The sequence below is a fragment of the Nocardia xishanensis NBRC 101358 genome, from assembly GCF_001613365.1.
GTDB lineage: Bacteria > Actinomycetota > Actinomycetes > Mycobacteriales > Mycobacteriaceae > Nocardia > Nocardia xishanensis.
This window is the reverse complement of the sequence record NZ_BDCF01000024.1, coordinates 1-11,987: the sequence shown is the minus strand read 5'-3', so window position 1 is coordinate 11,987 and position 11,987 is coordinate 1. Positions and strand designations below refer to the sequence as shown.

13 protein-coding genes and 1 pseudogene are annotated in these 11,987 nt (G+C 68.7%); 9 read left to right on the top strand and 5 right to left on the bottom strand.

Annotated features, from left to right (window positions below; all coding sequences use genetic code 11):
* The first annotated feature begins 15 nt into the window (after nt 1–15).
* A complete protein-coding gene (locus tag NX1_RS19930) occupies nt 16–1,308 on the top strand; it encodes an FHA domain-containing protein (protein WP_068061724.1) in 1,293 nt (430 codons plus the stop codon).
* 3 nt (nt 1,309–1,311) lie between these two features.
* Here the strand turns inward: NX1_RS19930 and NX1_RS19925 are convergent, their stop codons facing one another.
* Nucleotides 1,312–2,187 (bottom strand): LysR family transcriptional regulator, encoded by an 876-nt coding sequence (locus tag NX1_RS19925; protein WP_245668591.1) that lies wholly within the window; start codon nt 2,185–2,187, stop codon nt 1,312–1,314.
* A 120-nt stretch (nt 2,188–2,307) separates the two neighbouring features.
* On the opposite strand from NX1_RS19925, the gene NX1_RS19920 reads away from it, so the two are divergent.
* From NX1_RS19920 to NX1_RS19900, 5 genes are read left to right on the top strand one after another with little or no spacing between them, the layout of a single operon-like run.
* On the top strand, nt 2,308–3,750 hold the full coding sequence (locus tag NX1_RS19920) for a form I ribulose bisphosphate carboxylase large subunit (RefSeq protein ID WP_068061532.1): 1,443 nt from the start codon (nt 2,308–2,310) through the stop codon (nt 3,748–3,750).
* Nucleotides 3,751–3,761: 11 nt separating this feature from the next.
* Nucleotides 3,762–4,184 (top strand): ribulose bisphosphate carboxylase small subunit, encoded by a 423-nt coding sequence (locus NX1_RS19915; protein WP_068061530.1) that lies wholly within the window; start codon nt 3,762–3,764, stop codon nt 4,182–4,184.
* Entirely contained in the window at nt 4,174–5,235 is a 1,062-nt protein-coding gene (locus NX1_RS19910) for an AAA family ATPase (RefSeq protein ID WP_084501590.1), read from the top strand. The genes NX1_RS19915 and NX1_RS19910 overlap by 11 nt, the downstream gene beginning before the upstream one ends.
* 14 nt (nt 5,236–5,249) lie before the next feature.
* Nucleotides 5,250–6,341, top strand: a complete 1,092-nt coding sequence (locus NX1_RS19905; RefSeq protein WP_068061527.1) for a class 1 fructose-bisphosphatase — start codon at nt 5,250–5,252, stop codon at nt 6,339–6,341.
* A gap of 40 nt (nt 6,342–6,381) precedes the next feature.
* The gene (locus NX1_RS19900) at nt 6,382–7,260 is read left to right on the top strand and encodes a phosphoribulokinase (RefSeq protein WP_068061524.1); all 879 of its coding nucleotides are present in this window, start codon (nt 6,382–6,384) and stop codon (nt 7,258–7,260) included.
* Between the two features lies 1 nt (nt 7,261).
* Here NX1_RS19900 and dinB read toward each other — a convergent pair whose 3' ends face one another.
* The 3 genes and pseudogenes from dinB to NX1_RS37435 form a co-directional block, all read right to left on the bottom strand.
* On the bottom strand, nt 7,262–8,524 hold the full coding sequence (gene dinB / locus NX1_RS19895; protein ID WP_068061521.1) for a DNA polymerase IV: 1,263 nt from the start codon (nt 8,522–8,524) through the stop codon (nt 7,262–7,264).
* A 95-nt stretch (nt 8,525–8,619) separates the two neighbouring features.
* Nucleotides 8,620–8,907 (bottom strand): hypothetical protein, encoded by a 288-nt coding sequence (locus NX1_RS19890; RefSeq protein ID WP_245668590.1) that lies wholly within the window; start codon nt 8,905–8,907, stop codon nt 8,620–8,622.
* Nucleotides 8,908–9,608: 701 nt separating this feature from the next.
* Nucleotides 9,609–10,136: pseudogene (locus NX1_RS37435) on the bottom strand (YbhB/YbcL family Raf kinase inhibitor-like protein); the annotation flags it as partial.
* 134 nt (nt 10,137–10,270) lie between these two features.
* Between NX1_RS37435 and NX1_RS19880 the strand changes: the two are divergent.
* Together NX1_RS19880 and NX1_RS19875 are read left to right on the top strand one after the other, a co-directional pair.
* Nucleotides 10,271–10,966 carry a GntR family transcriptional regulator gene (locus NX1_RS19880; protein WP_068061515.1) on the top strand — a complete coding sequence of 232 codons (696 nt, stop codon included), beginning with the start codon at nt 10,271–10,273 and terminating at the stop codon, nt 10,964–10,966.
* A 137-nt stretch (nt 10,967–11,103) separates the two neighbouring features.
* Nucleotides 11,104–11,484 (top strand): BlaI/MecI/CopY family transcriptional regulator, encoded by a 381-nt coding sequence (locus NX1_RS19875; RefSeq protein ID WP_084501589.1) that lies wholly within the window; start codon nt 11,104–11,106, stop codon nt 11,482–11,484.
* Between the two features lie 22 nt (nt 11,485–11,506).
* Here NX1_RS19875 and NX1_RS36430 read toward each other — a convergent pair whose 3' ends face one another.
* Nucleotides 11,507–11,668: a hypothetical protein gene (locus tag NX1_RS36430; protein WP_157119879.1), complete on the bottom strand. Its 162-nt coding sequence runs from the start codon at nt 11,666–11,668 to the stop codon at nt 11,507–11,509.
* 83 nt (nt 11,669–11,751) lie between these two features.
* On the opposite strand from NX1_RS36430, the gene NX1_RS19870 reads away from it, so the two are divergent.
* Nucleotides 11,752–11,987 (top strand): M48 family metalloprotease (locus tag NX1_RS19870; protein WP_507762101.1); only part of this gene is annotated, 236 nt, incomplete at its 3' end.

Below are 11,987 nucleotides of genomic sequence, written 5' to 3'. Positions count from 1 at the left end.
CGAAGGAGGGTGGCGGTGACGGATCCGCAGGTCGAGGTGCTGCCCGGCACGCATCTGGTGGCGTGCCGCGACGGAGTGGTCGTCGTGGTGGCCAATCGGGACGACGTGACGGCGACCGGGGACACGGCGGCCGGTGCGGTGTTGACCGCGCTGTGCGGCCTGGTCGACGAGGCCGCCGCCACGGAGAACAAACGCACCGGGCGCATGTTCGCGCGGCTTGCCACCACCTGGCTGATGGGGCTCGACGACGAGGACGCCGTCGAGTTCGGTGTGCTCACCCCGTGCGCGAGCGGGCTGGCGGTGTTCCTGCACGGCGGCGTCAGCGCGGTGTTGACTGTCGGAGACCGCTCGGAGGTGCTGCGCGGCAGCGATGCCGGTTTCACCGTCGACCGGGTGGTGATTCCCGCGCCCGCGATCGGGGCGGGATTGTTCGTCGACGAGGCGGATGCGGCGAGCGAGTTGCCGGGGATTCGCGGACTGTGCACGCTGGCGGCGGGTTCCGTTCCTGGCTCGGGTGCTGTGCTCTGGTACGGGCAACCGGTGCGGAAAGTGCCCGTGGTGAAACGAGGCCGGCCGTCGGCGCTTCCCGGGGCCGACGGCGCCCGGCCGGTGCCGCCGCGTTCCGTGCCGCGGAACCCGCCTGCGCCGCCGACCACGGACATCGACCTCGAGGAGACGATGGCGCCGAGCGCCGCGATCGACGACGAGACCGCGGTGCCGCGAACGTCCGGCCAAGGCGGATCCGGGTTGATCGACGGCACGCGCGGGCGGGCGGTCTCGGAACCGCGCCGCGAAACCGTACCTCCACCGAGTCGTGGGTCGGCGCCATCGCCGGGGCAGGCGATTGTCAAGGGGTACAAGTGCGCTCGCCGCCACCACAACGATCCCAGGGTCTCGTTCTGCGCGGTCTGCGGCATCCGCATGGACCAGCTCACCTGCGTCCTCACCGACGGCGTTCGCCCGCCGCTGGGTCTGCTGCTGCTCGACGACGGCACTTCCTACGTCCTCGACTCCGACTGCGTACTGGGTCGTGAACCGGACCACTCCGAGGCGGTGTGCCGCGGCGCCCGCCCCATCCGCCTGGACGACGCCTCCGGCGGCATGTCCCGCACCCACGCCGAGATCCGTTTGAAGGACTGGGATGTCACCGTGGTGGACAGTGGCTCCGCGAACGGCACCCACATCCGTCAACCGGGCCAGGACTGGACCCGCGCCATTCCCGGCCACCCGGTGATCCTTCAGCCCGGCGCGCAAATCCTCCTCGGCGGCCGCACCGCCACCTTCGACTCCCAGCACGGGCAGGTGTGACGGTCAGCCGGGGTGGAAGGCGTCTTCGCCGACCTCGGCACGGTCCATGATGTGCGCGAGGAACAGGAGGGTGGTAGGGGTCGGGGTGCGGGTGGTGATGGCGTGCCAGGGTCGGTCGAGGGGGGTGCCGTCCACGGGTAGCACGCACAGGGCGCCGGATTCGACGTGATGTTCGACCGCGTCGTTGTGGATCAGGGTGACGCCCAAGCCTTCTCGGGCCGCGGCGAGGACCGCGCCGTGTGAGCCGAGGGTGAGGGTGGGCGGGGTGATCTGGAGTTGGTCGAGCAGGGCGAGGGTGGCGTCGCGGGTACCCGAACCGCGTCCGCGCAGCAGCCAAGTGGAGCGCAGCGGGTCGCGGCAGCGGTCGGGCGCGCCGACTACGACGAGCTGGCTGGCGCGCCGCGCTCGGGTGACCAGGCCCGCGTCCCGCGGCGGGCGGCCCGCGATGACGAGATCCGTTTCGTGGTGCTGCAATTCGACGAACAGGACGTCGCGCGGATGGATGCTCAAGCTCAGCTCGATGTCCGGATAGCGATTGCGGAACTTGGCCAGCGGCCGCAGCAGCACAGATTCGCCCGCGGTGGCCACCACGCCGATGCGCAGACGTCCGATCTCTGCCTGCCGCACCGCGGCGTGCGCCTCTTTCATGAGTCCCAGGATGCTGCGGCAGTATTCGGCGTAGACGCGGCCCGCTTCGGTGAGCGCGATGCCTCGGCCCGCCTTCCTGACGAGCTTCGCGCCCAGCTGTTTCTCGACGTGAGCGACCGCGGCCGACACCGCCGCCTCGGTGACGTGCAGCTGGGTCGCCGCGCGCCGGATGCTGCCCTGGCGGGCGACGACCAGGAATGTTTCCATCCGCGCCGCGCTCACCATACCCATCTATCGACGGTAGCAAACTCAACGAAAACGTTGAGGATTACCAGAAACATTCAAATTGTTTGTGGTCGGTGGCCCGGTCATCCTGGAATTCGCAAGGCGCACAACGCTCCAGGAGGAACGATGGCCGAAGAGACCGAACGGGATCGATGGGATCCGGGCGTCCAGTCCTACGCGTCGATGGGATATTACGCACCGGACTACCAGCCGTCGGACACCGATGTGCTCGCCGTGTTCCGGGTGACGCCGCAGCGCGGCGTCGATCCGATCGAGGCCGCGGCCGCAGTGGCGGGTGAATCATCAACGGCCACTTGGACAGTGGTGTGGACGGACCGGCTCACCGCGCATTCGCGGTATCAGGCCAAGTGCTACCGGATCGACGAGGTTCCTGGCAGGCCGGGGGAGTACTTCGCCTACATCGCCTACGACATCGATTTGTTCGAGGAAGGCTCGATCACGAATCTGACCTCCTCGGTCATCGGAAATGTGTTCGGTTTCAAACCGTTGCTCGCGCTGCGACTGGAGGACATGCGCATTCCGGTGGCGTATGTCAAGACCTTCCAGGGTCCGCCGCACGGCACGGTGATGGAGCGCGAATATCTCAACAAATACGGCAGGCCGCTGCTCGGCGCGACGGTGAAGCCGAAATTGGGTCTGTCCGCGCGCAATTACGGCCGGGTTGTCTACGAGGCGTGCAAGGGCGGGCTCGATTTCACCAAGGACGACGAGAACATCAACTCGCAGCCGTTCATGCGCTGGCGCGACCGGTACCTGTTCGCCATGGAGGGCGTGAACCGCGCCATGTGCGAGACCGGCGAGATCAAGGGCCACTACCTCAACGTCACCGCCGCCACCATGGAGCAGATGTACGAGCGGGCCGAGTTCGCCAAGGAACTCGGCAGCGTGGTCATCATGATGGACCTGACCGTCGGTTACACGGCCATGCAGTCCATGTCGCACTGGGCGCGACGCAACGGCGTGCTGCTGCACCTGCACCGGGCGGGCCACTCCACCTTCACCCGGCAGAAGACGCACGGCGTGAGCTTCCGCGTCCTGGCCAAGTGGTGCAGGCTCATCGGCGTCGATCACCTGCACGCGGGCACCGTGGTCGGCAAGCTGGAGGGCGATCCGGCGACCACCAAGGGGTTCTACGACACCCTGCGGGAGAACCACATTCGCACCGAACCGCGCAACGGCATCTTCTTCGATCAGCACTGGGCGAGCCTGCCCGGCGTGATGCCGGTGGCCTCCGGCGGCATCCACGCCGGCCAGATGCACCAGCTGCTCGACCTGTTCGGCGACGACGTGGTGCTCCAGTTCGGCGGCGGAACCATCGGCCATCCGCTCGGCATCGCGGCGGGCGCCGAGGCCAACCGGGTGGCGCTGGAAGCCGTGGTGAAGGCGCGCAACGAGGGTCGCGACCTGCTGAAGGAGGGGCCGGACGTGCTGCGCAAGGCGGCCGAGATCTGCCGTCCGCTCGACGTCGCGCTGGCGACCTGGGGCGACGTCACCTTCGACTACACCTCCACCGACGCACCCGACGCGGTGCCGACGGCCAGCCGCTGAAAGGCGTTCGCATGTATCTGCGTCACGGAACCTTCTCGTATCTGCCGGATCTCACCGACGCCGAGATCGCCGCGCAAGTGCGCTACGCGCTGCTCAACGGGTGGCCGGTGTCGATCGAGTACACCGACGACCCGCACCCGCGCAACGCGTACTGGGAGATGTGGGGTCTGCCGCTGTTCGATCTGGACGAGCCCGACGGCGTGCTCGCCGAGATCGACGCGTGCCGGGCGACCTTCCCGCGGCACTACATTCGAGTGCTCGCCTACGACGCGGGCTATACCAGGCAGACCACGGCGCTGAGCTTTCTGGTGCAGCGCCCGCCGGACGAGCCCGGCTTCACCCTCACCCGCACCGAGGGCCCCGACCGCGTGCAGACCTACGGACTGCGCGCCTACGCCACCGATCACCGCCAGGGACAGCGGTATGGCGGTTGATCGGAACGGCTCCGGTTTCCGCCTGCACCGGCCGGGTGTCGACGACCCCCGGCCGGTGCGCGCCGCGTCCGGGTCCGAACCCGAGGCGCCCGTCCTCGGCCCGGACGCGACGCTGGATCTGTCGACCGATATCGCGGGCAACGATGTCGAGGACACGCTGGGCAGGCTGGACGCCGAGCTGGTCGGCCTGGCCAATGTGAAGCTGCGGGTGCGCGAGATCGCCGCGCTGCTCTTGATCGACCGGGCCAGGCAGCGGTTCGGGCTCGACGCCTCGCGGCCCACCATGCACATGAGCTTCACCGGCGGTCCAGGGACCGGGAAGACGACGGTGGCGCTGCGCATGGCCGAGATGCTGCACGCGCTCGGTTATATTCGAAAGCCCAAGGTGCACACCGTGACCCGCGACGATCTGGTGGGTCAGTTCATCGGGCACACCGCGCCGAAGACCAAGGAAGCGCTGGCCAAGGCCGCTGGCGGGGTGCTGTTCATCGACGAGGCCTACTACCTGTTCCGGCCGGAGAACGAGCGGGATTACGGGCAGGAGGTCATCGAGATCCTGCTACAGGAGATGGAGAGCGAACGCGGCAGCCTGGTGGTGATCTTCGCCGGCTATCCGGATCGGATGGAGCGGTTCTTCTCGGCCAATCCCGGCCTGTCGTCCCGGGTGGCGCATCACCTCGAGTTCGTCGACTACACCCACGCCGAGCTCATGGCCATCGCCGAGCTGATGGTCGCGCGGGAGAACTTCCGTTTCGATCCGGCCGCGGCCGCGGCGTTCTCGGAGTATCTGGAGCTCCGGATGACCCGCCCGCGCTTCTCCAATGCCCGCAGCGTCCGCAACGCGCTCGACCGGTGCAGGCTGCGCCAGGCCAAACGCCTCGTGGAGCTGCGGCGACCGCTGACGAGAACCGATCTGATCACGCTGACCGACCGGGACGTATACGGCAGCAGCGTGTTCACCGAGAGCGGTGCGAGCGACGGTGCAGCGGAGCGCCGCTCGTCGAACACCACCGAGCAGCCGGACGGGCCGACCGCGAGGGCCCCCGCATGACCGAATGAGCCGCCATGCCAGAAGGACTGAAGACCCTCACCCGCTACACGATCGAGGAGGAGCATCGGCATCCCGGCTCGTCCGGTGAGTTCTCCGCCCTGGTGAACGTCGTGGCGACCGCGACGAAGATCATCGCCAATCAGGTCACCCGCGGCGCGATCGTCGGGTCGCTCGGCGCTTCGGAACCGGACAATCTCCCGCCCACCGTGCACCGCAAGCTCGACGCCATCACCAACGACATCATGGTGTCGGAAACCCAATGGACGGGCCATCTCTCGGCACTGCTCTCCGAGCAGATGTCCGAGGTCCATCCGGTGCCGGACACGCATCGGCGCGGGAAGTACCTGCTGGCCTTCGACCCGTTGGACGGTTCGAGCAATATCGACGTGAACCTGCCCGTCGGCACGATCTTCAGCATCCTGCGGGCGCCGGAGCGGGTGTGGGGGCGGCCCGGCCGCGAGCCGACGGCGGCGGATTTCCTCCAGGCGGGCGCCGAGCAGGTGTGCGCGGGCTTCACGCTCTACGGTCCGGCCACCATGCTGGTGCTGACCACCGGGCGCGGAGTGGACGGTTTCACCCTGGACCGTGAGATCGGCGCGTTCGTGCTGACCCACCCGCGCATGCGAATCCCCGAGGACACTTCGGGTTTCGCGATCAACGCCGCGAACGAGCGGTTCTGGGAACGCCCCGTGCGGCGATACGTGCACGAATGCCTGGACGGCGTCGACGGGCCGCGCGGGCGGGATTTCAACATGCGCTGGGTGGCTTCGCTGGTCGCCGACACATTCCACATCCTCACCCGCGGCGGGGTGTACCTGTATCCGCACGACACCCGCCCGCCCGCGCGGCCCGGTCGGGTGGCGCTGCTGTACGGAGCCAGTCCGATCGCGTTCATCGTGGAGCAGGCGGGCGGGGCGGCGACCACCGGCAACGAGCGGGTGCTCCAGGTGACGCCCGACGACGTGCACCAGCGGGTGCCGTTGATCTTCGGTTCCCGAAACGAGGTCGAGCGCATCGAGCGCTACCACCAGGAGCCCGACGAAGGCCCGAGTTTCGACAGTTCCCTGTTCGGCAACCGGTCGCTGTTCCGCCCCGCCGGTCGCTGACCGCGCGTCGACGCCGTTGTCCGGCAATTCAGGAGGTGCCATGTCGGTCAAACATCCCGTGGTCGCGATCACCGGTTCGTCCGGTGCTGGGACGACCAGCGTCACCAGGACCTTTCAGGAGATCTTCCGCCGCGAGGGGATCAACGCGGCGATCGTGGAGGGCGATTCCTTCCATCGCTACGACCGCAACGAGATGAAACTCGCCATGGCCGAGGCCGAACAGAGCCGCAACGTGCGGTTCTCGCATTTCGGCGAGGAAGCGAATCTGCTGAAGGAACTCGAGACGCTGTTCCGCGACTACGGCGAGACCGGCGTCGGCCAGGTGCGCCGCTACCTGCACGACGAGGCCGAGGCCAAGCCGTACGGCCAGCCGCCGGGCACCTTCACGCCGTGGGAGGAACTCACGCCCGGCAGCGATCTGCTGTTCTACGAGGGTCTGCACGGTGCGGCGGTCACCTCGACGGTGGATGTCGCGCAGTACACCGATCTGCTCGTCGGGGTGGTGCCGATCATCAATCTCGAATGGATTCAGAAGGTTTACCGCGACAAGACCCAGCGCGGCTACTCCAGCGAGGCGGTGATCGACACCATCCTGCGCCGCATGCCGGACTACGTGACCTACATCTGCCCGCAGTTCTCTCGCACCTACGTCAACTTCCAGCGGGTGCCCACCGTGGACACCTCGAATCCGTTCACCGCTCGCAGCATTCCGACCGCGGACGAGAGTTTCGTGGTGATCCGGTTCGCCGATCCGAAGGTCATCGACTTTCCCTACCTGCTGTCGATGCTGCACGACTCGTTCATGTCGCGGCCGAACTGCATCGTGGTGCCCGGCGGGAAGATGGAACTGGCGATGCAGCTGATCTTCACGCCGCTGATCCTGCGGCTGATGGACAAGCGGCCCAAGCGAAGCCGGTGAATCAGTCGGGCAGCAACGGAACCGAGAGGCCCTCGCCGCGGCTGATCAGCGCCGCGCGGGTGACGGCCGCCGAGCCGAAGCGGCGGCGCAGGTCGTCGAGCGTGGCGTCGAGGGTGTTGTCGGCGCGGGGTTCCAGCGGGAGGGTGAGCTGGACCGCGTCCGCGTCGTCGAGGTTGGTCAGGGCCAGGCCGATGAGGGTGAGACCGCGCTCCTGAATCATCGGCATGGCCTCGGTGAGCAGCAGGCGCGCGGCGAGCAGCAGGGTGTCGGTGTGGTCGGTCGCCTCGGCCAGCGTGCGGGACCGGGTGGCGCGGCTGAAATCGTCGAAACGCATGCGTAGCACGACCGTTCGGCAGACCCGGTCGGCGGTGCGCAGCCTGCGGCCGAGCCGGTCGGTGAGCCCGTGCAGGTAGGCCTCGATCTCGTCGGCGGGGCGGGCGCGGCGACCGAGTGCGCGTTGCGCGCCGATGGAGCGGCGGCGGCGCCCGGTCTCGACGCGGCGCGGGTCCCTGGCCATCGAGAGGGCGAACAGGTGGCGTGCGGCGGCCGGACCCAGGAATCCGCGCAGCGCGCCCTCGCCGAGATCAGCCAGCTGACCGATCCGGGTGACACCGTGCTCGTGCAGCGTGCGGGCCGTGACTTCGCCTACGCCCCACAGCCTTTCGACCGGGAGCGGATGCAGGAAGTCGAGTTCGGCCGACGGCGGCACCAGGCGAAGTCCGTCGGGCTTGGCGACCGCGCTTGCGACCTTGGCCAGGAATTTGGTGCGCGCGATACCGACCGAAATGGGCAGGCCCACCTCGTCGCGCACCCGCGCCCGCAGTCGCTGGGCGATGTCCAGCGGTAGGCCCGCGATGCGGCGCAACCCGCCGACGTCGAGGAACGCCTCATCGATCGAGATGCCCTCGACTACGGGTGTGGTGTCGCGAAAGACCTCGAACACCGCCTTGCTCGCCTCCGAATAGGCGCTCATGCGCGGCGGCACCACGATCGCGTCCGGGCACAACCGCCGCGCCCGCGCGCCGTTCATCGGCGTGCGCACCCCGAACGCCTTGGCCTCGTAGGACGCCGCGAGCACGACCCCGCCGCCCACGATCACCGGCTTGCCGCGCAGCCGGGGATCGTCGCGCTGTTCGACGGAGGCGTAGAAGGAGTCCAGGTCCGCGTGCAGGATCGACGCCTCGGCCCGCGCCTCGATCCGCGGCCTTCCGCGGCCGCGCGGCGGTGCGGCGGCGGGCGAGGCGCGGAGATCGGACACGAACATATGTTCGCATACGCGGCGTGTCCCGCGTCGAACTTCCTGGCATGGTGGCCAGGGCCAGGTTCCCTCGCCGCCCGGCTAACGTCCGGCGAGCTCGGCTATGACCGGGGCGAACGACCCTCGGTCACCAGCGACAGCGAGTGCGCTTCCCACGCCGTCAGCCAGGCCGGGCGTAGCGGAGAGGCGTACACCCAGGTTCCGACGCGCAGGTCGGTCAAGGCCGCGACGGTGGCCAGCATGGGACCTGGCGCCGGTTGCATCTGAGGGAAGTCGGGCATCAACAGCGTCGAGTAGCCGCTGTCGGCGATGCGGCGCACACGATCTCGCCACGTCGGCAGGTCGGTTCTGAGCGGGGCAACGACCCCGAACCGAAACGGTCTCGTCATGTCTGGACTCCTGTCGTTCGGTCTATCCAGAGGAATCGACGACGGATCCACCCGAAATTCATCGGTGCACGCACCGCACGCGGGCAGGACCGGCCGACGCTCCGCGTAACCGAACCGGCGACCGCAGCCCGCCGGCCTCTCGACGCAGGGTGGCGGTCGGTGCGTCGGACCTACTGGCGAGGCCGTTTCGGTCGCAGCGTGGTCGCGGCGGCGTATGGTCAGGCAGCCCTTCGGCGTACGGTGCGCTCGAGGATCCCGAGCGTGGCCTTGAGGGCGGATTCGGGGACCACCGGGAAGGCGAAGCGCCGTTTGGTCTGCTCATCGACCTCCGACCAGTCGTAGTACGACGTGACGAGGGTGCCGCCCTCGGCCGGCTCCAGCCGATAGCCGTAGATATGGCGGACGTGAGGCCGGATCCGGGCTTCGACGGTCCAGGCGATCTCCTGCTCCGGGGCGAGTTTGGTGATGACGACCTCGACGTCGTACTTGCCGAGCGGGACGTCCCCGAGGGCTTCCCTGTCCATATGAACCAGGAATCGGTCACCGGGCTGTGTGACCGGTTCCCCCTCGGCGTCGATGAGCATTCCCGACGCGTCGATATCCACGTGGCCTTTCGGGTCGGTCAGGACCGCGAAGACAGCGCCTGCGGAGGCGGGGACAAGTCGGGAAACCTCGATCCTTTCGGCGCTTTCCCGCACGGGCGGCGTTTCCGCCGTCACGGTCATGACCGCGCGACCGAGGGTGTGTGACGCCATGGTGAAGCCGAGAACGGCCGGGGTGGCGTCGGCCGGGACGCCGATGGACTCGACGTCGAGGGCATGCACCACGACGAAGTAGCGGTGCGGGCCGTGCCCGGGCGGCGGGGCCGCGCCGAGGAACCGTGCTGCGCGGGCGTCGTTGGGCAACTGGAAGGCGCCCTTTGGCAGGCCAGAGCCGATGTCGTCTCCCGCGCCCTCGGGCAGTTCGGTGACGTCGGCGGGGATGTCGGCGACCGCCCAGTGCCAGAATCCGGACCCGGTGGGCGCGTCGGGGTCGTAGACGGTGACGGCGTAGCTCTTGGTGGCTTCCGGGGCGCCGCTCCAGGACAGCTGCGGGGAAACATCCTTCCCGCCGGGGATTTCGGCGGAGAACTGTTCGGGCGGCCAGGCTGCGCAATCGCTGACGGTAGCGCTGGTAACGGTGAAGGAGGCCGCCTCTGGGAGGCGAGCGAAGGGGTTGTTGGCACTCATTGTGTCGTTCCTTTCGGGCCGTGTGGTGAGTGGCGGTGAGACGGCCGATAGGGGCGTCGTATGAGACAACTGAACCGAAAGATCGACCGCAACAACAATAATCGATTATTGGCCGGATCGTCTATGCTGCTTGCATGACCCGGACGGCCCCGACCGGAGGGAAGCAGATGCTCACCGAGCAGATCTACGCCCATCTGCGGGACGCGATCATGCGCGGGGACTACGCCCCCGGTGACGCACTCAAACCGCAGGACCTCGCCAAGGAGCAGGGTGTGAGCCTGGCCGTCGTGCGCGAAGCTCTCGTGCGGGTGGTCGGCGATGGCCTCGCCGACCGGCTGCCGAACCGGGGCTTCGCCGTCCCGGAGTTCTCCGACCGCCGCTGGCAAGAGATCGCGGAGGCCCGCCGGACCATCGAACCGGTCCTGCTGCGCATGTCGATCGAGCGCGGCGACGTCGAATGGGAGGCCCGGGTACGAGCCGCCCACCACCGACTGGCCCGCACACCGGCATTCGTGCCGGAGGAGGGCGAGTACTACACCGAGGCGTGGTCCGAAGCCCATCGGGTCTTCCACCGCACCCTGCTGGAGGGCTGCGGCAATCCCGTCCTGCTGGAGACCTTCGACCGGATGTGGACCGCGAGCGAGCTGGCTCGCCGATGGTCGACACACCGCAACCCCGGCCGGGACGGCGCCGACGAACACCGCAGGCTGGAGGAAGCGGCGCTGGCCCGCGACGCCGACGCCGCGGCCGAGGCGCTGACGCGGCACCTCACTCTGACCGCGGCCGCACTGACCGGCGGTACCTGTCCCGAAACTGCGAAGGAAGCGTGATCCCTCGCCGACCCAGGTGGCACAGCGGGATTCGGGAATCCTGATTCGACCGATCTACGTTTCGCCTACGTAGTCAGGGTCGATGCTCGGTACGCTGTGGCGACGGTAGATCGGACGACGATGAGGGAGTCGGTACGGTGCGCGGATTCGGAGACCTGGAGGCGGTGATCATGGACCGTATCTGGGACAGGGACGTGGAATCCACGACGGTACGGGAGATTTTCGAGGAACTCTCCGCCGAGCGTGGTATCGCGTACACCACGGTGATGTCGACCATGGACAATCTGCACCGCAAGGGGTGGCTGGCACGGGAACGAGCAGGCAAGGCCTACCGGTATTGGCCGACGCTCACCCGCGAGGAGCACAGCGCCCGGCTGATGCTGGAGGCGCTCGGCTCCGGCGGCCGCTCGGACCTGGTGCTCAGTCACTTCGTGGACCGGATCAGCGCCGAGGAATCGGCGGGGCTGCGCGCGGCGCTGCGCAGGCTGACCGCCCGACGGACGCCCGAGGCCCCGTGAACGTCGCCCTGTGCCTGATGGCCTACGGCAGCACCGTCGCGGTCTTCGGACCGCCGGTGTTGCACCGGCTCACCCGCCGCGGCGTCGCGCCGCGGCTGGGGGTGCTGGCCTGGCTGGTCGCCATCGCCGGGGCGCTCGGCGCCTGGGTGCTCGCGGCAGGCCTGCTGGTCGTCGAGTTCGCCACCTATTGGCGGCATCCGAGCGAGGCGCTGCGCGCGTGCTACTCGGTGTGCGCTCGACGCGCTGACCCGCGAACAGCTGGCCGCCGTGCTCGCCCACGAACACGCCCACCTGCGCGGCAGGCACGCCGCGCTCACCGCCGTGCTGCGCGCGACGGCGACCACCCTGCCCGGTCTGCGGCTGCTCACCGTGGGCAGCGTGGAGATCGGCCGGTTGCTCGAGATGTGCGCCGACGATCGCGCGGCCCGCGTCCACGGCCGCGAACCCCTGCTCGGCGGGCTGCTCGCCCTGGCCTGCGCGGGAGCACCGGTGCCGGCCGGTGC